The sequence below is a fragment of the Rhodococcus sp. P4_F5 genome, from assembly GCF_056401315.1.
In genome coordinates, this window is sequence record NZ_JBFUJP010000001.1 from 32,054 (window position 1) to 53,659 (window position 21,606).

Annotated in this window: 18 protein-coding genes; 7 read left to right on the forward strand and 11 right to left on the reverse strand. The window is 71.6% G+C overall.

Translation table 11 applies throughout. The features are described 5' to 3' along the window. Positions 1-2 precede the first annotated feature (2 nt). A complete protein-coding gene (locus AC1DU4_RS00185) occupies positions 3-575 on the forward strand; it encodes a DUF4126 domain-containing protein (RefSeq protein ID WP_477836912.1) in 573 nt (190 codons plus the stop codon). A gap of 27 nt (positions 576-602) precedes the next feature. On the opposite strand, the gene AC1DU4_RS00190 is transcribed toward AC1DU4_RS00185, so the two are convergent. Continuing rightward, positions 603-1,472: an alpha/beta hydrolase family protein gene (locus tag AC1DU4_RS00190; RefSeq protein ID WP_477836914.1), complete on the reverse strand. Its 870-nt coding sequence runs from the start codon at positions 1,470-1,472 to the stop codon at positions 603-605. Between the two features lie 219 nt (positions 1,473-1,691). Then, positions 1,692-2,888, reverse strand: a complete 1,197-nt coding sequence (locus AC1DU4_RS00195) for a PucR family transcriptional regulator (protein ID WP_477836916.1) — start codon at positions 2,886-2,888, stop codon at positions 1,692-1,694. Positions 2,889-3,009: 121 nt separating this feature from the next. Between AC1DU4_RS00195 and AC1DU4_RS00200 the strand changes: the two genes are divergently transcribed. The 3 genes from AC1DU4_RS00200 (at position 3,010) to AC1DU4_RS00210 (ending at position 4,986) form a co-directional block, all read left to right on the forward strand. Next, the gene (locus AC1DU4_RS00200) at positions 3,010-3,975 is read left to right on the forward strand and encodes an alpha/beta hydrolase family protein (RefSeq protein WP_477836918.1); all 966 of its coding nucleotides are present in this window, start codon (positions 3,010-3,012) and stop codon (positions 3,973-3,975) included. 212 nt (positions 3,976-4,187) lie between these two features. After that, the gene (locus AC1DU4_RS00205; RefSeq protein WP_477836920.1) at positions 4,188-4,394 is read left to right on the forward strand and encodes a hypothetical protein; all 207 of its coding nucleotides are present in this window, start codon (positions 4,188-4,190) and stop codon (positions 4,392-4,394) included. Between the two features lie 400 nt (positions 4,395-4,794). Beyond that, positions 4,795-4,986, forward strand: coding sequence for a hypothetical protein (locus AC1DU4_RS00210; RefSeq protein WP_072842875.1), 192 nt, complete (start codon positions 4,795-4,797; stop codon positions 4,984-4,986). Positions 4,987-5,105: 119 nt separating this feature from the next. On the opposite strand, the gene purH is transcribed toward AC1DU4_RS00210, so the two are convergent. The 7 genes from purH to AC1DU4_RS00245 form a co-directional block, all read right to left on the reverse strand. Beyond that, complete coding sequence (gene purH, locus AC1DU4_RS00215; protein ID WP_477836922.1) at positions 5,106-6,665, reverse strand: bifunctional phosphoribosylaminoimidazolecarboxamide formyltransferase/IMP cyclohydrolase; 1,560 nt, start codon at positions 6,663-6,665, stop codon at positions 5,106-5,108. After that, positions 6,662-7,303: a phosphoribosylglycinamide formyltransferase gene (gene purN / locus AC1DU4_RS00220; protein ID WP_477837424.1), complete on the reverse strand. Its 642-nt coding sequence runs from the start codon at positions 7,301-7,303 to the stop codon at positions 6,662-6,664. The genes purH and purN overlap by 4 nt, the downstream gene beginning before the upstream one ends. A 54-nt stretch (positions 7,304-7,357) precedes the next feature. Continuing rightward, a complete protein-coding gene (locus AC1DU4_RS00225) occupies positions 7,358-8,848 on the reverse strand; it encodes a cell division protein PerM (protein WP_477836924.1) in 1,491 nt (496 codons plus the stop codon). A 111-nt stretch (positions 8,849-8,959) separates the two neighbouring features. Then, positions 8,960-9,883: a DUF5336 domain-containing protein gene (locus AC1DU4_RS00230; protein ID WP_477836926.1), complete on the reverse strand. Its 924-nt coding sequence runs from the start codon at positions 9,881-9,883 to the stop codon at positions 8,960-8,962. A 175-nt stretch (positions 9,884-10,058) separates the two neighbouring features. Continuing rightward, positions 10,059-10,967, reverse strand: a complete 909-nt coding sequence (gene sucD, locus AC1DU4_RS00235) for a succinate--CoA ligase subunit alpha (protein WP_072842880.1) — start codon at positions 10,965-10,967, stop codon at positions 10,059-10,061. 15 nt (positions 10,968-10,982) lie between these two features. Then, positions 10,983-12,152 (reverse strand): ADP-forming succinate--CoA ligase subunit beta, encoded by a 1,170-nt coding sequence (gene sucC / locus AC1DU4_RS00240; protein ID WP_477836928.1) that lies wholly within the window; start codon positions 12,150-12,152, stop codon positions 10,983-10,985. A 145-nt stretch (positions 12,153-12,297) separates the two neighbouring features. After that, positions 12,298-14,106 carry a hypothetical protein gene (locus AC1DU4_RS00245; protein ID WP_477836930.1) on the reverse strand — a complete coding sequence of 603 codons (1,809 nt, stop codon included), beginning with the start codon at positions 14,104-14,106 and terminating at the stop codon, positions 12,298-12,300. A 304-nt stretch (positions 14,107-14,410) separates the two neighbouring features. Between AC1DU4_RS00245 and AC1DU4_RS00250 the strand changes: the two genes are divergently transcribed. After that, positions 14,411-15,259 (forward strand): M23 family metallopeptidase, encoded by an 849-nt coding sequence (locus tag AC1DU4_RS00250; protein ID WP_477837425.1) that lies wholly within the window; start codon positions 14,411-14,413, stop codon positions 15,257-15,259. Between the two features lie 111 nt (positions 15,260-15,370). Here the strand turns inward: AC1DU4_RS00250 and AC1DU4_RS00255 are convergent, their stop codons facing one another. Then, positions 15,371-17,851, reverse strand: a complete 2,481-nt coding sequence (locus AC1DU4_RS00255) for a UvrD-helicase domain-containing protein (protein ID WP_477836931.1) — start codon at positions 17,849-17,851, stop codon at positions 15,371-15,373. Positions 17,852-17,963: 112 nt separating this feature from the next. Between AC1DU4_RS00255 and AC1DU4_RS00260 the strand changes: the two genes are divergently transcribed. After that, positions 17,964-18,257: a chorismate mutase gene (locus tag AC1DU4_RS00260; protein WP_072842886.1), complete on the forward strand. Its 294-nt coding sequence runs from the start codon at positions 17,964-17,966 to the stop codon at positions 18,255-18,257. 38 nt (positions 18,258-18,295) lie between these two features. On the opposite strand, the gene AC1DU4_RS00265 is transcribed toward AC1DU4_RS00260, so the two are convergent. Then, positions 18,296-19,747 (reverse strand): NAD-dependent succinate-semialdehyde dehydrogenase, encoded by a 1,452-nt coding sequence (locus AC1DU4_RS00265; RefSeq protein WP_477836932.1) that lies wholly within the window; start codon positions 19,745-19,747, stop codon positions 18,296-18,298. A gap of 205 nt (positions 19,748-19,952) precedes the next feature. Here AC1DU4_RS00265 and pgi point away from each other — a divergent pair, with 205 nt between their 5' ends. Further along, on the forward strand, positions 19,953-21,602 hold the full coding sequence (gene pgi / locus AC1DU4_RS00270; RefSeq protein WP_477836934.1) for a glucose-6-phosphate isomerase: 1,650 nt from the start codon (positions 19,953-19,955) through the stop codon (positions 21,600-21,602). Positions 21,603-21,606: the final 4 nt, after the last annotated feature.

A 21,606-nucleotide genomic window follows, 5' to 3' on the forward strand; every position in this document is an offset into this window, starting at 1 on the left:
CCATGGAGACCTGGCTGCTGCCCACGCTGCTCGGACTCGGCCTGGCGGCGGCCACCGGTCTGCGCACCTTTCTGCCGCTGCTGATGCTCAGTGCGGCAGTGCACTTCGGGCTGTTCGGCATCACACTCGGCGAGTCGTTCGCCTGGGTCGGGTCGACGGGCGCACTGGTTGCGCTGACCGTCGCGACCGCCGTCGAACTGGTCGCCGACCTGATCCCGGTGGTGGACAACGCCCTCGGCGTGTTCGGCACCTTCACCCGGCCGATCGCCGCGGCCATCGCCGCGGGCGCGGTGTTCACCGACCTCGGCCCCACCGGCGCGGTGATCGCCGGCATCATCGTCGGTGCGCCGACCGCCCTGGCGTTCAGCGCCGCCCAGACCGGCACCCGGGCGGCGAGCACGGCCGGCACCGCGGGGCTGGCGAACCCGGTGATCTCGGTGGTCGAGGACGTCCTGTCCTTCGTCCTGGTATTGGTCGCCTTCCTGCTGCCCCTGCTGATCCCGGTGCTGCTGGCCTTCCTGCTGTGGTTCGCGTGGAAGGGCGTGCGCCGGGTGCAGGCGCTGCGGCGCGCGTAGGTCGCGCCGCCGTCGCCCCTACGCCTGTCAGCCCGGGATCTGCGTGGCCAGGCCGTTGCGGCGGAAGTCGGAGAACTGGCTGCTGTCCGAGCAGAATCCACAGTTCTGGCCGAAGAACTCGGCGCGCGCGTTCTGGTCGTCCATCAGCCAGTACCGCAGCCACGCCGTCGACGGGGCCCGCATGTCGCCGCCGGAGATCCCGGTGCCGAAGTGGGTGGCGCCGCGCAGTTCCGCGTACTCGGCGGGAACGTGGTCGGCGTCGTTGTACATGCCCTTCACCAGGATCGGCCACACGATCGCGTCGAACTGGCCGGCCAGGTACAGGACCGGTTCGTCGATCAGGTCGACGTCGTTGAGCGGTCCCGGCTGGATCGCGACCACCGTGTCCACCCGGGGGTCGACGGCAGCGTTGACGGCCGCGGAACCGCCCTGCGAATGACCGGCGGATCCGATCCGGTCCAGGTCGACCTTGCCGAAGAAGACGCTGGACGGGTCGGCGTTGAGCTGCTCGGCGAGGTCGATGCCGCCGCGCATGGTGATCGCGAAGTTGGTCATGGGCGTGTTGGCGGCGACCACGATGAAGCCGTGGCTGGCGTAGTGGCGCAGCAGCACGGTGTAGGCACCCGGCACCACGCCGGTGCCGTTGCCCCAGATGACCACGGGGTGCTTCTCGCCGTGCGATCCCATGTTCTGCGGGTAGTACAGGGTGTGGACCAGGCCGACGCTCACCTCCGGGGTGTACGGCCCGGCAGCGCCCCAGTTCCGGCCGACGCTCGGGATGCCGTCCGCCTGAGCCGGGGTGGCGACGGCCGTCATGGCCAGCGCCGCAACCGTGGTCGCCATCGCGGCGGCGAGGATCCTGCGGACGAGGGCGGTGCGGGTGTCGTATCTGCGCATGCGCGAACATCTTCCCATCGGCGGTCGCCTTCGACAGGCGAGGGTGGCAGCCGGGTCAGCCGGCTTCGGTGGCGCTGACGCGGACCTGCCTTTCCGGCAGGTGAGGTGAAAGGTATTCCCCGCACCGCCGCCGCACAGCGGAAGACCGAACTGGGACGAACCTTGTGCCCGAGCACAATCCGGCGGTGCCGACACTGGCCCGCATGCCCAGGATCGGCGCTACCGGCGGGCGGCCTCGACTGCCAGCGCCAGCTCCACCATCTGTCGAGGATCACCGATGGAGCGGCCGGTGAGTTCCTCGATCCGACGCAGGCGGTTGAGGACGGTGTTGCGGTGACAGAACAGTGTGCCCGCCGCGACCTGCGCCGAGCCTCCCGCGTCGAACCAGGCGGTGAGGGTTGCGAGCAGCAGCTCCCGTTCGGCCCGTGGCAACCGGAGCACCGATCCCAGGACGACCGTCCGCAGCCGCTCGGCGAGGTCCGACTGGGCTGCCACCAGCGCAGCGGGCAACCGCTGGTCGAGCACCACGACCTCGTCGCCCGCGGCCACACAGGTCTGCAACGCGATCTCCGCCAGCCAACGCGCCCTGACCAATTCGGCGGGCGAGCCGACCACCGGGCTCACGCCGGCCCGCACCCCGGGCACGCCGAGCGCCCGGACCGCGTCGCCGAGATCGCCCGAGCCGAGCGTGATCAGGCCGACCTCGTGGTCGGCGCGGATCCGCCACATCACCTGGAAGCCGTCCGACCGCGGGCCTGCGTGTGCGGATCCCACCCCGCGTCCGTCCGACCGCACGACGGCCACCGCGTAGCGGCCGTGTTCGGCCAGGCCGAGGAAAGCCGACGCCTCCGCGACCAGGCCCGCGCCGCCGCCGGCCGGCAGGTCGGCACCCGGACCGCCGAGGAGGACGTCGAACAATGCGTTGCGGCGCTCGATGTCGCGGGCCAGTCGCTCCGACTCCGTCTTCTGGTAGGCGTCCGCGACCGCCCCGGTCATCAGGTCCACGATGTCCCAGAGGTCACCGACGCACGGCAGCAACTCGGGCAGCGAGGCCGGGTCCTCCTGCCGCACCGTCTCGACCATGGCCTGCCACAGCAACCGGCAACCGCGGCGATAGGCGTGCTGCAGCGAGGCGAGCGGCAGCCCCTGCTCGGCGCGGACCCGTCCGGTCCGGGCGGCGTCGGAGAGGTCCACCGGCCCGTCCGCCGACCGCGCGCGCATCGAGGCCGTCGCGTGCCGCAGGTTGTGCAGGATCGTCTCCCGCAGTTCCGCGGGTTCGATCAGTGCCGCGTAGGCCGCGTCCTCGGCCAAGATCTCCTCGGCCAGACCGCCTGCGATCGCGGGCAGCCGACGGGCGAGGGACTTGTCCACGGCGGTGAGAATGTGCGCTGCCGTGTCCCGGACGACCACCACCACGCTGCCTCTCCTCGCCCGACCGTGCCCGCACCACGGGGAAAGGGCGGGAGCAGCAGGATAGCCCGGCGGACAGTCCGTGCGGGTCGTTCCACGGCCGAGCGGTCCTGACAGACTGGTCACCATGGCCGACACCGAGATCACCTTCACCAGCGGCGACGTCACCCTGCACGGCAGCTTCCTCCTGCCCGACGCGGTGACGGGACCGGTCCCCGCGGCGCTGCTGCTTGCCGGCAGCGGCCCGACCGACCGCAACGGCGACAGCGCGCTGCTGCCCGGCGACATCGGTACCCTGCGCTTCCTCGCCGAGACGCTGGCCGGGGCCGGCATCGCGAGCCTGCGCTACGACAAGCTCGGCAGCGGTGAGACCGGGCTCGGCCCGTACGAGGTCGAGGACGTCGCCGGGCTCGGCTTCTCGACCTTCGTCGACGCGGCCGCGAACGGCCTCGATTACCTTGCGGCGCAACCGAACATCGACGCCGACCGCCTGCTGGTGATCGGGCACAGCGAGGGCGCGCTGGTCGCCCTCGCGCTGGCCGTGGCCGACGACGCCCCCGCCGTCGCCGGCCTCGGTCTGCTCGAACCGCTCGCGGTCCGACTGCTCGACCTGCTGACCCGGCAGATCAACGACCAGGTGGACGCCGCCGCCGGCGCGGGCGCCCTCCCGCTGGAACTGGCCGACGAACTGCGCACTGCGCTGACCGAGGCGGTGGAGTCGCTGCGCACCGACGGCACCCTGCCCGACGACCTGCCCGAGCCGCTGCGGATGGCCGGCTTCGTCCCGGTCAACGCCAAGGCCCTCGCCGAGGAGGACGCCCTCGACCCCCGCGAGCTGGCGGCCGCGCTGCCCGCCGGGCTGCCGGTGCTGACCAGTTGCTCGGCACGCGACACCCAGGTCTCGGCCGCCGACGTGGACGCGCTGGAAGCGGCACTGGCCGGGACGGCGCTGACGTCGGTGCGGATGACGACGGCGAACCACGTGCTCAAGGAGATCGGCGAGCGCGACTCCACCGGCGCCGACTACATCGAGGACCTGCCGTTCTCGGCCGAGTTCGCGGCCGGGTTCAAGGACTGGATCGCCCGCTTCTAGTTCCGTGCCGCCGTCCGCCAGTCTCGAGGGATGGGGGATTCGATGAACCGTCTCCGGGAAGTGTCGCCGGGGCGCACCGACCGATCGCCAGTTGCGCCCCGACCACACCCGGCTGCATCGAGATGTCCACATCGCGAAGGGAATTGGCCTCGGCACCCTGATCCGGGCACGGGCCGCCGAGACGCTCGACGCGCTGCTCGTCGAGTACGACGGTGACGGCCACTGGACTCGGTCGGAGCCTCGGAGATCTCAGTAGCACGCGGGAGAGCCAACGCACCTGGGACTACGAGCGACTCGACCTGCTCGAGGACCTCGGATGGCGGGTGGTGCGCGTCAGCTCGGCCCAACCGAGACTGCGCCCGCACACGATTGCCGCCCGGGCCGCAGCCAAGCTGCGTGAGGCCGGCGCAAGCCTGTGACCAGCGCCGAGTGTGCACCTTCCAACCACCCGCCCCGGCCGACGCGCCCGCGTCTGCACACCCGGCCGCCGAGCCGCGGGCCGATACCGAAGTGCGGATGTCGTCACCGTGCTGTAGCGTTCTCGCCTAACCACCGATGCCTAGAGGAAAGGGACGGCCCACAGTGAAGCAGATTGCGCATTCTTGCGTTGCACATTTCTACGTTGCACGCAGCGGCGCCGTACCCATGTGGCTCTGCCACTCCCAGGCAATGCGTGGACCCCGAGAACACTCCTGACGTAACGGAACTGTTCTCGGCACCCGGGCAATCGCTCCGGGTGCCGTTCTTCTAGCTACCCCAAACTTCTCGAGATCGTCGCTACCGAAAGCACTCTCGAAACTGCACAACAAGGAGATCCACATGAAGCTTCGTATCCACACCCTGGCCGCGGTCCCGCCGCTGGCCGACCTGCCCGCCGACCTCTCCGGCCAGGTCATCACCCTCGACCTGTCGCACACCGACACCCACCAGCGGGCCGCGGCCACCGACCTGGCCCGCGAACTGCTCGACCGCGGCGCCGCCCGCATCGTGATCTCGGGGTCGGCCGCCTGACCTCAGCCCGCGCGAGTGTGCACCTTCCGGGGCATCAGCCCAGGAGAAACGCCGAGAGGTGCACACTCGACGGAATCGAGCGCGCACCTCTCGGCGAACGACATGGGCTGACGGTCAGGTCAGTGGGCGAAGTGCCGGGCCCCGGTCAGGTACATCGTGACGCCGGCCTCGCGGGCGGCCTCGATGACCTCGTTGTCACGAACCGAACCACCCGGCTGCACGACCGCCTTGACGCCCGCGGTCGCGAGCACCTGGAAGCCGTCCGGGAACGGGAAGAACGCGTCCGAGGCGCCCACCGAACCGGCGACCCGGTCCCCCGCGCGCTGCACGGCCAGGTGCGCCGAGTCGACACGGTTGACCTGGCCCATGCCGACGCCCACCGAGGCGCCGTCGTGGGCGAGCAGGATCGCGTTGGACTTCACGGCACGGCATGCGCGCCAAGCGAATTCGAGATCTTTCAGGGTTGCGGCGTCGGCCGCGTCACCGGTGACGAGGGTCCAGTTGGCCGAGTCGTCGCCCTCGGCGTCGAGCACGTCCCGCTCCTGCAGCAGCGCGCCGCCGGAGATCGGGCGCAGCTCCACGCCGGTCGCGTTCGGAACCGCGGCCTCGAGCACCCGCACGTTCTTCTTGCGGGCCAGCACCTCGACGGCGCCGGGGGCGTAGGACGGCGCGATGACAACCTCGGTGAAGATGTCGGCGACCTGCTCGGCCATCTCCACGGTCACCTCGCGGTTCGCCGCGATGACGCCACCGAACGCGCTGACCGGATCGCAGGCGTGCGCCTTGCGGTGCGCCTCGGCGATGTCGGCGCCGACGGCGATGCCACAGGGGTTGGCGTGCTTGATGATCGCGACCGCGGGCTCGGCGTGGTCGAAGGCGGCGCGCCAGGCGGCGTCACCGTCGGTGTAGTTGTTGTACGACATCTCCTTGCCGTGCAACTGCTTCGCCTGCGCGAGTCCCGCGGCGGCCGCCGGGTCCTCGTACAGCGCGGCGGCCTGGTGCGGGTTCTCGCCGTAACGCAGGACCGCGGTGCGGTTCCAGCTCGCGCCGGCCCACTCCGGGAACTGGGTGTCGGAGTCGGACGCGACGAGGGTCGAGGTCATCCAGCTGGCGACCGCGACGTCGTAGGACGCGGTGTGCTGGAACGCCTGCGCCGCAAGGGCGGTGCGCTCCTGCAGGGTGAATCCGCCGGCCGCGACCGCGGCGAGGACGTCCTCGTAGCGGGCCGGGTCGACGACGACGCCCACCGAGGGGTGGTTCTTCGCGGCGGCGCGCACCATCGACGGTCCGCCGATGTCGATCTGCTCGACGCACTCGTCGGGCGTCGCACCGGACGCGACGGTCGCGGTGAACGGGTAGAGGTTCACCACCACCAGCTGGAAGGCCTCGATGCCGAGGTCCGCGAGCTGCGCGAGGTGGTCTTCCTTGCGGGTGTCGGCGAGGATGCCGGCGTGCACGCGCGGGTGCAGGGTCTTGACCCGCCCCTCGAGGCACTCGGGGAATCCGGTGAGCGACTCGACCGGCGTGACGGGGATGCCCGCGTCGGCGATCTTCGCCGCAGTGGAGCCGGTCGAGACCAGTTCGACCCCGGCCTGGTGCAGCCCGGTGGCCAGTTCAACGAGGCCCGTCTTGTCGTAGACGCTGACAAGTGCGCGGCGCACAGCCTTACGTTCGGTCACTTCGGGATCACGGCCTTTCGTCCATCGGAAATAACACCTCGGGTGGCGACCGCGGCGAGCACCTCGACCAGCAGCCGGCGTTCCACAGTCTTGATTCGCTCGTGCAGCGAGGCCTCGTCGTCCTCGTCGAGGACCGGCACCGCTTCCTGCGCCAGCACGGGTCCGGTGTCGACGCCGGCGTCGACCAGGTGCACGGTCGACCCGGTGACCTTCACCCCGTACGCCAGGGCGTCGGGCACCGCGTGCGCGCCGGGGAACGACGGCAGCAGCGCGGGGTGGGTGTTGACGATCCGGCCACCGAAGCGAGCGAGGAACTCGGGCCCGAGGATCTTCATGAACCCGGCGGAGACGATCAGGTCCGGGGCATGGGCATCTACGGCCTCGGTGAGCGCGTGGTCCCAGGCGGCGCGGTCGGCGTGCTCGCGCAGCGCGACGCGGAAGTCGGCGATGCCGGCGGCGCGCGCGTGGAGCGCGGCGTCACAGTCCCGGTCGACGCCGACGGCCACGATGCGGGCTGGGTAGTCGTCGACCGCGGCCGCGATCAGCGACTGCAGCAGGCTTCCGGTACCGGAAGCGAGGACCACGACCCGGGCCGGCGCGGAAGCGCCGGGCCGGAAGTACTCACGCGAGGCTGTCAGCGCTCTACTCCTGTGTGCGGACCATCGGCCGGAAGTGACCGGCCGCAGTGAATGCTAGTCGCTGCCCGGCCGGGCACCTCCGGGCAGGTCCTGCTCGTCCTCGGGCGCCGTGACCTGCGCCACCTCGACGACCTCGCCCTCGAGCACCTCGCCGTCGAACAGCTCGGCCTCGACCACCTCCGCCTCGACCACGGCCGCGGTGGGGACGGACTTCGCCGCGGACTCGGCCGCCACCGGCTCGCCGACCACCTCGGCCTCGATCACGGTGCCGGACGCCACCGGCGCCTCGGCCACCGGCAGCGCCATCGGCTCGGGGGCCGGCCGTGCGGGCGCGGTTCTCGGCTGCGTCGCGGCCGGTTCCGGCCTGCGCCCGCGCAGCCGCGACAGCGCCGCGACCGCCCCGCCCAGTAGTCCGAGCCAGGCGAACACGAGGCCGACGAAGGCCGGCAGGTCCACCCCGACCGTCCCGAAGGAACCGAGGTCGCCGCCCCCGGCGAAGGCGAGCAGTCCCAGCCCGGTCGCCACCGCCACGGCAGCGACTGTCGCCCGTTGCGCCGCCTCGAGCGAGGAGGACACGCCACGCGCGCAGTCACGGCCGAGCATCACCCCGATCGCCGCGGGGACCGTCAGCAGCGCGAGCGCCGCGCCCCCGCCACCCCCGGCCGGCAGCGCGCCCAGCAACGGCAACGCCGGCACCGGTCCCCCGCTCACCTCCAGCAGGCTGACGGCGGCGGTACCCACGTGCGCGGTCGCACCGACGAGCACCGCGACCGCGCCCAGCACGACATTCGGCAGGTACAGGATCGAGAGCACGGTCAGGCCGAGTCCGCCGACGAAGCCGTTGCCCGCCGCGACCAGCGCCCCGACGGTGTCCCAGGACGAGACCAGCGCGACGGCGGTGAGCGCGGCGCCGGAGGCGAGCAACGCCATCGCGGCCCGCAACGCGGGCTGCGCGGCCGCGAACACCCACGCCGGCACCGGCAGCTGTGCGGTCAGCGGGCGCCACAACCGGCTGCCCATCCCGATCCCCGCGGCGGTCAGGTGCACCGCCAGCACCCAGCCGAACGCGGCCAGGACATTCGGCGAGGCCAGCGGGATCACCTCGGATGCGTCCTGCACCACGGCCAACGCGATCGCGGTGACCAGCAGGGGCCCGGACAGTGCCGCACCGAGCACCCACCAGCGTTCGTACGACGGACTGTCCTCGGTGACCGTCCGCGCGCAGGCCTTGGCGCAGGCCCAGACCATCAGCAGGGTCGGCAGCAGCGGCAGCACCCCGAGGGAGACGCCGCTGACGGTCAGCTGGACCTGGTGCACGGCCAGCCAGCTCGCCGCGATCGCGCCGCTGGTCCCGTTCAGCTCACTGTTCGACGCGACCAGCGTGACCAGCACGCAGGTCGCGATGATCACGAGCGCCAGCACGGTCGGCCGGAATGCGACCCCGAGGAGGGCCCGGACCTGTTCCGGGGTGGGGGTCGGCCGGGGTGCGGCCACCCTCCCCCGGGTCGGATTCCGGGCGGTGTCGCGGCTCAGCAAGGAACTCATCTCCTCGAGGGTGGCATCTGGGTCGGTGGCCGTCGGCCAGGCGCGCCGACGCTCCGGCGCCCGACACGACGGCGCCCCCCAGGTTCACCCGGGGGGCGCCCGACGTCGGGGTCAGTCGTCGGTGGGCTTGGTGGCAGCGCCGAACACCTGCGTCGGCGCCGCCGGTGCGCCGCCTTCCGGCTGGTCGGTGCCGGGAGTCTCGGCGGGCTTGTCGGCACCGGACTGCTCGGCGGGCGGGGCCTGCTGTGGCTGCCCGCCGGGCTGCTGCTGGCCGCCGGGCTGCGGGGCGGTCGGGGTGGGCGCGTAGGGGTTGGCCTGCTGGCCGTAGCCCGCACTGTAGGCCTGCGGCGCCTGGGCCTGCGGCTGTCCGTAACCCTGCGGCTGGCCGTAACCCTGCGGCGCCTGCGGCTGGCCGTAACCCTGGGGGGCGTAGCCGCCGGGGTACTGCTGCTGCGGGTATCCGGGCTGCTGCTGGCCGTACGCCTGCGGCTGGCCGTAGCCGGCCGGGTACTGCTGCTCGCCGTAACCCTGCGGCTGCCCGTAGCCCTGCGGGGCGTAGCCGACCGGTCGCGGCGCGGGCGCCTTGAGGAGGCCGAGCGCGAACAGCACCACCGTGACCGCCAGCACGAGCTGCACGAAGCCGAGGATCAGGATGACGATGCCGCCCCAGGCCAGCGACACACCTTCGGACAGYGAGAACAGGAAGCACAGCGAGACCGCGAAGCCCACCAGCGACGTCGCCGCGGCGAGCGCCTCGTAGGAGTGCTCGGGCAGCAGCGACAGGCCCGCGAGCAGCCCGCCGAGCAGCAGCATCGCGAGCCCGACCACCGGGTATCCGCCCTCGAAGGACGTCTGCGACAGGGTGGTGTCCGCGAAGGTGCTGACCTTCGCGAACGGGGCGAATCCGATCAGGAAGATCACGACTCCGAGCACCAGCACGCCGAGCGTCAGCAGGTGCGGCATGCCCTTCGAGCCCAGGCCGCCGGACGGCTGTGCGGACGGGCCGTAACCCGGCCCGGGTGGGTTGAAACTCATGTCGGCTCCTTGGGGTGGACGCACGCGGAATCGATTCCCCTTGAACGCTAGCGCATCCGGGCGCGACGCCTCGGTCACCGAGCACGCCGAAGGGCACCCGAATTCGCGAGACGCGAGTTCAGGTGCCCTTCGGTGGTGTTCAAGCCGCAGGCAGAGCCGGCGGCGGCGGAGCAGCCTAGGCGGACAGGCTCTGCAGGATCTCGCGCGCGAGGGCGGCGGTGGCGGACGGCGTCTTGCCGACCTTCACGCCGGCGGCCTCGAGGGCCTCCTGCTTGGCCTGCGCGGTGCCCGAGGAGCCGGAGACGATGGCGCCGGCGTGGCCCATGGTCTTGCCCTCGGGAGCCGTGAAGCCCGCGACGTAGCCGACGACCGGCTTGGTCACGTTGGCCTTGATGTAGTCGGCCGCCCGCTCCTCGGCGTCGCCACCGATCTCACCGATCATCACGATGACCTTGGTGTCGGGGTCGTTCTCGAACGCCTCGATGGCGTCGATGTGCGTGGTGCCGATGACCGGGTCGCCGCCGATGCCGATGGCGGTGGAGAAGCCGAAGTCACGCAGCTCGTACATCATCTGGTAGGTCAGGGTGCCCGACTTGGAGACCAGGCCGATGGGGCCGGTGCCCGCGATGTTGGCGGGCGTGATGCCGACCAGGGCCTCGCCCGGCGTGATGATGCCGGGGCAGTTCGGGCCGATGATGCGGGTCTTCTTGCCCTTGGACTCGTTGTACGCCCATGCGTATGCGGAGTCCTGGACCGGGATGCCCTCGGTGATGACCACGAGGAGCGGGATCTCCGCGTCGATGGCCTCGACGATGGCGTCCTTCGAGAAGGCCGGGGGGACGAACGCGATGGAGACGTCCGCGCCGGTCTCCTTCATTGCCTCTTCGACGGTGGCGAAGACGGGCAGCTCGACGGCGTTGCCGTCCTTGTCCGTGTGCGAGACCGTGGTGCCGGCCTTGCGGGCGTTGACGCCGCCGACGACCTGGGTGCCGGCCTTGAGCATCAGGGCGGTGTGCTTGGTGCCCTCGCCGCCGGTGATGCCCTGGACGATGACCTTGGAGTCCTTGGTGAGGAAGATTGCCATTGTTCTGTGAGTCCCTTACTTCGCTGCGTGAGCGAGCTCGGCGGCCTTGTCGGCGGCCTCGTCCATGGTTGCGACGACCGTCACCAGCGGGTGGTTGGCCTCGGCGAGGATGCGGCGACCCTCTTCGACATTGTTTCCGTCCAGGCGCACGACGAGCGGCTTGTTGGCCTCGTCACCCAGGGTCTGCAGGGCGCCGACGATGCCGTTGGCGACCGCGTCACAGGCGGTGATGCCGCCGAAGACGTTCACGAACACGCTCTTGACCTGCGCATCGTTCAGGATGACGTCCAGGCCGGCGGCCATGACCGCTGCCGAGGCGCCGCCGCCGATGTCGAGGAAGTTGGCGGGCTTGACGCCGCCGTGGTTCTCACCGGCGTACGCGACGACGTCGAGGGTCGACATGACCAGACCCGCGCCGTTGCCGATGATGCCGACCTCGCCGTCGAGCTTGACGTAGTTGAGGTCGTTCTCCTTGGCCTTGAGCTCGAGGGGATCGGTGGCGTCCCGGTCCTCGAAGGCCTCGTGGCCGGCCTGACGGAACGCGGCGTTCTCGTCCAGGGTGACCTTGCCGTCGAGGGCCAGGATCTGGTCGTCGGGCGTGCGGACGAGGGGGTTGACCTCGACGAGGAGGGCGTCTTCGTTGATGAAGACCTCCCACAGCTTCTGGATGGTGATCGCGGCGGCGTCGAGCACCTCGGCGGGCAGCTTGCCGGCCTCGGCGATCTGACGCGCGAACGCCAGGTCGACACCCTTGACGGCGTCGACGGCGATCTTGGCGAGGGCGTCGGGGTTCTCCTCGGCGGTGACCTCGATCTCGACGCCACCCTCCACCGAGCACATGGCCAGGTAGGTGCGGTTGGTGCGGTCGAGCAGGAAGGAGATGTAGTACTCCTCGGCGATGTCACTGGCCTCGGCGACCAGCAGCTTCTTGACGACGTGACCCTTGATGTCCAGGCCCAGGATTGCCTCGGCGTTGGCCACTGCGGCATCAACGTCGGGCGAGTACTTCACGCCGCCGGCCTTGCCGCGGCCGCCGACCTTGACCTGCGCCTTGACCATCACCGGCTTGCCGATTTCCTCGGCAATCTCGCGCGCCCCGGCGACCGTGTCGGTAACACGCCCGGCCGAAGTCGGTACACCGTGCTTGGCGAAGAGTTCCTTCGCCTGGTATTCGAAGAGATCCATCTGCTCACCGTCTCGTCTGCTTGACGCCCGCTCGAGGGGTAAGAGCGGGTCCGTTCGGACTTTATCTAGTTGAATCATTGGTCCAACCGCCGCGTCGGTGGTATGTGGCATATCTCACCAGATCAGCCCCGTGCGCGGCAGCTCACTACCGCCGGGGCCGAACCGCCACGACAGCGGCCGCGCCCAGCAGCACCACACCAAGGATCGCACCCACCGCCCCGAGACCTGCGACCGGCTCGGCAACCCGGGCGCTGGTCAGTGGCCAACCGATCAGGTATAGGCCCATACCCACTGCCGACCCGACCAGCAGCGACGCCGCCCGCGCCGGCCGCGACCGGGCCGCCACCCACACCGCGGTCGCGACCACCACGGCGAGCAGCGCCCGTCCCCACAGGTCCCACCCCCACGGCCACTGGGCGACGGAGGCGGGGCCGAAGTCGGTGCCGCGGTATAGCGGCAGTGCCAACCCGGCGACGGACGCCAGCGCCGCGGGCACGCCGATCGCCAGCACCGCCGTCCGCGGCTCGGGGGGCGCGGAGGTGTCGATGCCATCGCGCTCCACCGAACCGGCAATCGCGACCGCGATCCCCGCCACCGTCGCGGCCACGGCGGACAGCCCGAGCACCACGGCGCCGAGCCCCGGGCCGGCGCCGGGCAGGTCCGACGCGACGACCACGGCCTGCAGCGCGGCGGCCACCGCCATCACCTGCGCCGCCCAGAGCACACCGACGGCGGGCCGCACCAGCGCCGCGAACTCCGAGAGCAGCAACCACGCGCCCGCCACCACCAAGGTGGCACCGGCGACCAGGGCGAGCCTGGTGACCAGCAGACGGGGCTCTGGCACGCCGGCAGGCAACGCGAGCAGCGGTAGCAGCGCGCCGACCACGGCGAGCACCCCGGCCGCCACGGTGGCGACGCCCGCGACCGCGTGCCGCCGGTCGAGCCGGGCCCGGGCGGCGCTCTCCGCGGCCTTCCGGCCGAGGACCGGATCGCCGGATCGCCGCGCCGGTCCCGAGAGCAGCCGGTCCAGGCCCCGCCGGGCGCGCGCGGCTGCGACCACGGGCACCGCCGCCGCGACGGCGACGAGCACCAGGGCTGCGAGCGTCCCGGCCACCGTCCCCGGCCCGGCCGACACCCCGTCGGCCACCAGGCCCGCCACCAGCCTCGACCCGGCCAGCCCCAGCGCGGCGGTGGCGGCGCCGAGCAGCGCGCCCGACGCGACCGCGGGCGAGACGGACACCAGCGCCGCCGCGACCACCACCAGCACCGCGACCGCCACCAGCGCGGTGCCGATCGCGGTGGCGGCGGGCGAACCCAGCAGCGGGCGCATCAGCAGCACCGGGTCGGCGGAGTGCAGGGGCGCGGCGCAGAGCGCGGCCGCCAGGATCAGCGCGGCAGTCGCCGCGGCCGCGGAAAGCGGGGCCCCGATCCGACGGCCGGCCGCGGCGCCGTCGTGATCCGGGTAGTCGCTGCGGCCGTAGCCGTCCGCCTCGGCGGCCCGCGCGACCGTCACCATGCCGAGCACGCCCGCGAGGACCGCGAGCCCGTGTCCCAGCAGCACCGCGACGGCGCCCGGGCCCGCGTCGAGACGAGCGGCGGTGAGAGGGCGGAAGAGTTCGAGCCGGTTCGCGTCGATCGGCGACGCCCACAACTGCAGGTCCATGACGGCGAGCCCGAGGGCCACCGCGCCGGCACCGGCCAGCAGCGCGCCCGCGGCGGCGGGGCGCCGGCGGAGCAGCGCCAGCAGCGCCAGTACGGGCGCGGCGGCGGCGCACACCGCGGCCACGATCGCGGCGGCCGTCACCGCCTCCCCGGCGGACGGACCCGCCACCACGAGCACTGGGGCGACAGCGAGGAAGACGGCGCCGATCAGCCCGGCGGCGACTGCAGCGGACGCCGTGGACCGCCGGGGAGCGACCGGGACGGAAGGCCTGGCCTGAAGTGAGGACGACACGGGGTCCGACGGTAGTGCCGGAGGGCGCCGAATCACGCCGATAGGCCACCGTGACCATTCTGTGACAGATGTCACATATGGCCCGGGAGGGGGCCGAAGAGTTGCGGCCACTGCGACCGTTTCGTTACCGTCGCTTCGGTCAAAGTCACAGGCAGGTCACGAACGAGGAAGGTCGCAGGTTTTGTCTAAACACCGCACTTCCTCCACGAATCGGTTTGTCGCCCAGCCGGAGCCGGAAGACCTACCCGCTTACCCGTATTCGCAGAATTCGGCACAGCGTTACACCGGGCTCTCGAATGTCGAGATCCCCGCCGCGACGAGTCACCTCTCGACCCCGCCCGACCAGTTCGACGCCTTCTCCTCGGATCTCGCAGCTCCCGCTCGACGCGGTGGAGCGCACCGGATCCCCACTCCCCCCTCCGCCCTCAAGGGCCGCGCCGCGGTGCTCGCGGTCGCCGCCGGCGCCGTCGCGGTCGCCGGCCAGTCCGCTCTCACCGACGCCCCGGGCCAGAACGCCCAGGTCGCGCTCGCCGCGGACAGCGAGTCGAACATCGGCGCCACCGCCGAGCCGCAGGCCGCCCAGTTCGGCGGCACCGCCGCCACCGGCATCACCGACGCCGCCGCCCCGTCGCAGGCCCCGCAGGTGCTCAACGTCGCCGACCCGGCAGACCTCGGCCAGTTCTCGAACCTGCTCGCCAAGGGTCAGCGGTTCACCGAGGAGCGCGCCGCCCGCGAGGCAGCCGCCCGTCGCCCGCTCTTCGCCCTGCCCGCCGTCGGCTCCTTCACCTCGAACTTCGGTGCCCGCTGGGGCACGCTGCACGCCGGCGTCGACATCGCGAACGCCATCGGCACCCCGATCTACGCGGTCGCCGACGGCGAGGTCATCGACTCCGGCCCCGCACAGGGCTTCGGCATGTGGGTGCGCCTGCTGCACGCCGACGGAACCATCACCGTCTACGGCCACATCGACTCGTCCAACGTGTCGATCGGCCAGCACGTCATGGCCGGCGACCAGATCGCCCGGATGGGCAACCGCGGCTTCTCCACCGGCCCGCACCTGCACTTCGAGGTGCACCTGGCCGGCGAGAACAAGATCGACCCGCTGCCCTGGCTGGCCGCGCGGGGCATCAGCCTCGGCGTCGAGCGCGACTGACGTCCGACAGCGTCAGAACCCAGACAGGCCAGAACCCAGACAGGCCAGAACCTCGAGACCACGAAAACGGGCCGCCTCCCTCGGGAGGCGGCCCGTTTCGCATGTCCCGGGCTAGAGCTTGATCATCGGGACGCCACCGATGAGCATCAGCCGCACCTTGCCCGCGGACCCGAAGTCGACGGTCACCGTCGCGGTCGGCCCGGCGCCCTTGACCTCGAGCACCGTGCCCAGGCCGTACTTGTCGTGGCTGACCCGGTCCCCGACCGCCAGCACCAGGTGGTTGTTGCGCCCACGGGGGGCGCCGAAGCTGGGGGTCGCGTTGGCGGAGCCGCCGCCGTACCCCGAACCGGACCCGCCGCCGTACCCGCCGCTTCCGTAGCTGCCGCCGTAGCCCTGGCCGCCCCGCGGACGTCCGCCGCCGATGGCCCCGCCCCCGGGTCCCGGGTCCTCGCGACGCCAGTGCAGCAGGTCCGTCGGGATCTCCTGCAGGAACCGTGACTCCGGGTTGGTGATCGGCTGGCCCCACGCCGACCGCATCACCGCGCGGGTCAGGTACAGCCGCTGGCGCGCCCGGGTGATGCCGACGTACGCCAGCCTGCGCTCCTCCGACAGCTCGGCGGGGTCGCCGAGGGCCCGCATGTGCGGGAACTGGCCGTCCTCCCAGCCGGTCACGAACACCACCGGGAACTCGAGACCCTTGGCGGTGTGCAGGGTCATCAGGGTGACCACACCGTCGCCGTTGTCCGGCAACTGGTCCGAGTCCGCGACCAGCGACACCCGCTCGAGGAACGCGGCCAGCGACCCCGGATCGGGTTCGCCCTCGCCGGGGTTGAGGTCGTCGACCTCGGCGGCCGCCGCGGCACCCTCGAGCGACTCGTCGACCTCCGGCTCCGGCTCCAGCCCGGCAGCGTTGCGCGCATCGGAACTGAATTCCCTTGCCACGCTGACCAGTTCGTTGAGGTTGTCGAGGCGGGCACCGTCCTGGGGGTCGCTGCTGGCCTCGAGTTCGGCGCGGTAGCCGGTGCGGTCGAGCACCGCCTCGACCACCTCGCCGATGTCGATCAGGCCGTTCTCGTCCAGCGTCATGGACTCGCGGATGCCGTCCATCATCTCGGCGAACGCGGCAATTGCCTTCTGCGATCGGGTGTTCAGCAGCGGGACGGTGCCGTCGACCGCGTCCTGCAGGGCCCGGGCGAAACCGATCCCGCGCTGCTCCGAGTGCACCGCGACACAGGCCTCGGCGCGGTCGCCGATCCCGCGGCGCGGGGTGTTGAGGATGCGGCGCAGGCTGACGGTGTCGTCCGGGTTCGCCAGCACCCGCAGGTACGCGACGATGTCGCGGACCTCCTTGCGCTCGTAGAAGCGCACGCCGCCGACCACCTTGTACGGCAGCCCGAGCCGGATGAAGATCTCCTCCAAAGCCCGGGACGAGTTGTTGGTGCGGTAGAACACCGCGACGTCGCCGAACTTCGCCTCGCCGGCGTCGACCAGCCTGTCGATCTCCGACGCCACGAACGACGCCTCGTCGTGCTCGTTGTCGGCGACGTACCCGGTGATCAGCTCGCCCTCGCCGGAGTCGGTCCACAGCCGCTTGTCCCGGCGGCCGGTGTTGCGCGAGATCACCGCGTTGGCCGCGGACAGGATGTTCTGCGTCGACCGGTAGTTCTGCTCGAGCAGGATGGTCCGGGCGTCGGGGTAGTCCCGCTCGAACTCCTCGATGTTGCGGATGGTGGCGCCGCGGAAGGCGTAGATCGACTGGTCCGCGTCGCCCACCACGCACAGCTCGGCCGGCTCCACCGTCGGGTCCGCCGACTCCCCGGCCGCCCCGACCAGTTCGCGGACCAGCACGTACTGGGCGTGGTTGGTGTCCTGGTACTCGTCCACCAGCACGTGCCGGAACCGGCGCCGGTAGTACTCGGTGACCTGCGGGTAGTTCTGCAGCAGCGCGACCGTCTCGCCGATCAGGTCGTCGAAGTCCATGGCGTTGGCCGAGCGCAGCCGGGCCTGGTAGTGGCCGTACACCGTGGCGACCAGCCGGACCAGCTCGTTGGGGTCCTTGTCCGCGTCGGCGGCCGCCCGCTCCGGGCCGATCAGTTCGTTCTTGAGGTTCGAGATGTGGGTGGCCAGCAGCCGCGCCGAGTACCGCTTGGTGTCGATCTCCAGGTCCTTGGAGATCATCGTCAGCAGCCGGCGCGAGTCGTCCGCGTCGTAGATGGTGAAGTTCGAGTTGAGCCCGGGCAGCAACGCCGCCTGCATCCGCAGGATCCGCACGCAGCTGGAGTGGAAGGTGGAGACCCACATGTTCCGGGCCCGCGGCCCGACCAGCTGCGCCACCCGCTCACGCATCTCCGCGGCCGCCTTGTTGGTGAACGTGATCGCCAGCACCTGCCCGGGCGAGACGTCCCGTTCCGCCAGCAGGTAGGCGATCCGCCTGGTCAGCACCGCGGTCTTCCCCGAGCCGGCGCCGGCCACGATGAGCAGCGGGGAGCCCGCGTGCACCACGGCCTCACGCTGCTGCGCGTTGAGCCCCTCGAGGAGCGCCGTCGTGGAGGTGCGGGTGTCCGCCTGACCTGCTGCAGAGAAAGTGTTCATCGCCTCTCAACGCTACCGGCGTGGACCGACAAGGAGGTGCCCGGATGGGGGCCGGTCGTGGCCACCGGCATCTCCGCGTGAGAAAATGTGGCCGACACGAGGAGAACATCACATGGGCACCCCAGTTTCCGCCGACGCGTCCGACGCCGACCTGCCCACCAGCGAGGCGGAGATCGACGAACTGCGCAAGGAGATCGACCGGCTCGACGCCGAGATCCTCGCGGCCATCAAGCGGCGCAGCGAGGTCTCCCAGATCATCGGTCGCACCCGGATGGCGTCCGGCGGTCCGCGGCTGGTGCACAGCCGCGAGATGAAGGTGCTCGAGCGGTTCAACGAACTCGGCCAGGAGGGTCACACCCTCGCGATGCTGCTGCTGCGCCTCGGGCGCGGGCGCCTCGGCCACTAGCCACAACGCCGCCGCGGGCCGTCCGGGCCCGCGGCGCGCTACTGGAGCGCGATGTACTTGGTCTCCAGGTACTCGTCGATCCCCTCGATACCGCCCTCTCGGCCAAAGCCGGAGGACTTGACCCCGCCGAACGGCGCGGCGGCGTCGGAGATCACGCCCCGGTTCACCCCGACCATCCCGGCCTCGAGCGCCGACGCCACCCGCAGGGCCCGGTCCAGGTCCCGGGTGTAGATGTACGCGGCCAGGCCGTACTCGGTGTCGTTGGCGGCGGCGATGCCGTCGGCCTCGGTCTCGAAGCCGTGGATCGCGGCGACCGGGCCGAACACCTCCTCGCGCAGGATCCGGGCATCGGCCGGCACCTCGGTGAGCACCGTCGCCGGGTAGAAGTAGCCGGGACCGGCGGGTTCGACCCCGCCGAGGCGCAGCACCGCGCCCCGGTCGACGGCGTCGCCGACCAGCTCGCGCACCGTCGCCACCTGGTCCGGGTTGATCAGCGGGCCGAGCTTGGCGTCCGGGTCGGTGCCCGGCCCGAGCGTCATCGCCCGCATCCGCTCGGTGAGCCGGGCACCGAACTCCTCACGCACCGAGTTCTGCACGTGGAAGCGGTTGGCCGCGGTGCAGGCCTCGCCCCCGTTGCGCAGCTTCGCGAGCATGGCGCCGTCCACCGCCGCGTCCAGGTCGGCGTCGTCGAACACCACGAACGGGGCGTTGCCGCCGAGTTCCATCGAGGTCCGCAGCAGCCCGGTCGCGGACTGCGCGAGCAGCGCCTTCCCGACGCCGGTCGACCCGGTGAAGGTGAGCTTGCGCAGCCTCGGGTCCGCGAGCAGCGGCGCGGTCAGCGCGCCCGCCCGGGAGGTCGGCAGCACCGCGAGCACGCCGTCGGGAACGCCTGCGTCGGCGCACAGCTGACCGAGCAGCAGCATCGTCAGYGGGGTCTCGGCGGCGGGCTTGACGATCATCGTGCAGCCGGCGGCCAGCGCCGGACCGATCTTGCGGGTGCCCATGGCCAGCGGGAAGTTCCACGGGGTGATCGCCAGGCACGGCCCGACCGGCATCTTGTCGACCAGGATCCGGCCGGTGCCGGCGGGTGCGGGCGTGTACCGGCCGCCGATGCGCACCGCCTCCTCGCTGAACCACCGGAAGAACTCGGCGCCGTACGCCACCTCGCCGCGGCTCTCGGCGAGCACCTTGCCCATCTCCAGGGTCATCAGGAGGGCGAGGTCGTCGGCGCGGGCGGTGACGGCCTCGAACAACGCCCGCAGCACCTCGGCCCGCTGCCGCGCGGGGGTGGCGGCCCACGCCGCCTGGGCCTCGACCGCGGCGTCGAGCGCCCGCAGCCCGTCGGCCGGGGAGGCGTCCGCGACGGTGGCCAGCGGCTCGCCGGTCGCGGGGTTGCGCACGGTGAACGTGGCACCGCCCTCCGCGTCGACCTGCTTGCCGCCGATCCAGAGCTTGGTCGGGACCGAATCGATCAGTGCTCGCTCGTCCATGGTCTCCATACTGCCCGCCCCGGGCCGCCGCGTCAGGCCGTGCGGCCCGCCGAGTGTGCACCTCCCGTCGCGGCTCCGGGGCCGACACCCCGGCGGCTGCGCACTCGGCGAAACCGAAGCGGCACTACGTCACACGATCGATCAAGGGGTCTCGACAGTCGGAAGTAGGTCGGCGTACCCTGCCCCGCCCCACTAGGCTCGCTGCATGAGCCTCGACATCACCGGTACGGCCGCCTGGCAGGAGTTGCGCGCGCACCACGACCTGGTCGCGTCCACCCACCTGCGCGAGTTCTTCGCCGAGGACCCGGTGCGTGGTCGCGAGCTCACCCTGACCGCGGGAGACCTCTACATCGACTACAGCAAGCACCGGGTCAACCGGGAGACGCTGCGGCTGTTGGTCGAGCTGGCCCGCGCGGCCGGGGTCGAGGAACGCCGGGACGCGATGCTGCGCGGCGACCACGTCAACTCCTCCGAGGACCGGGCGGTGCTGCACACCGCCCTGCGACTGCCCGCGGACGCGACGCTGACGGTCGACGGCCAGGACGTGGTCGCCGACGTGCATGCGGTGCTCGCCCGGATGGGCGAGTTCACCGACCGGCTCCGGTCCGGCGAGTGGCGCGGCGCCACCGGCGAGCGGATCACCACCGTGGTCAACATCGGCATCGGCGGCTCCGATCTCGGCCCGGTGATGGCGTACCGCGCGCTGCGGCACTACGCGAACGCCGGCGTCGCCGCCCGCTTCGTCTCCAACATCGACCCCGCCGACCTGGTCAGCAAGCTGGCCGGCCTGGACCCGGCGACGACGCTGTTCATCGTCGCCTCGAAGACCTTCTCCACCCTCGAGACGCTCACCAACGCGACCGCGGCCCGCCGCTGGCTGACCGCCGCCCTCGGCGACGACGCCGTCGCCAAGCACTTCGTCGCGGTGTCCACCCACGAGCAGCGGGTGGCCGACTTCGGCATCGACACCGCCAACATGTTCGGCTTCTGGGACTGGGTCGGCGGGCGGTACTCGGTGGACTCGGCGATCGGGCTCTCACTGATGGCCGTCGTCGGCAAGGAGGCGTTCGGCGAGTTCCTCTCCGGCTTCCACACCATCGACCGGCACTTCGCCGAGACGCCACTGGAGCGGAACGCGCCGGCCCTGCTCGGCCTGATCGGCGTCTGGTACTCGAGCTTCTTCGACGCGGATTCCCGTGCGGTGCTGCCCTATTCGAACGACCTCGGCCGGTTCGCGGCGTACCTGCAGCAGCTCACGATGGAGTCCAACGGCAAGTCGGTCCGCTGCGACGGGTCCCCGGTGAGCACCCCGACGGGCGAGATCTTCTGGGGCGAGCCGGGCACCAACGGCCAGCACGCCTTCTACCAACTGCTGCACCAGGGCACCCGGCTCTCGCCCGCGGACTTCATCGGGTTCGCCGAGCCCACCGACGACCTGCCGACGCTCGACGGCACCGGCAGCATGCACGACATCCTGATGAGCAACCTCTTCGCGCAGACCAAGGTGCTGGCGTTCGGCAAGACCGCCGAGGAGATCGCGGCCGAGGGCACCGCACCGGAACTGGTGCCGCACAAGGTGATGCCCGGAAACCGGCCGTCGACCACCATTCTCGCGCCGAAGGTGACGCCGTCGGTGCTCGGTCAGCTGATCGCCCTCTACGAGCACCAGGTGTTCGTCGAGGGCGTGGTGTTCGGCATCGACTCCTTCGACCAGTGGGGCGTCGAGCTCGGCAAGACCCAGGCGCTCGAACTCGAGCCACTGCTCACCGACGCCGAAGCGCCTACCTCGCAGGGCGATTCGTCGACCGACACGTTGATCAGCTGGTACCGGGGCCAGCGCGGCCGACTCGTCTGACGCC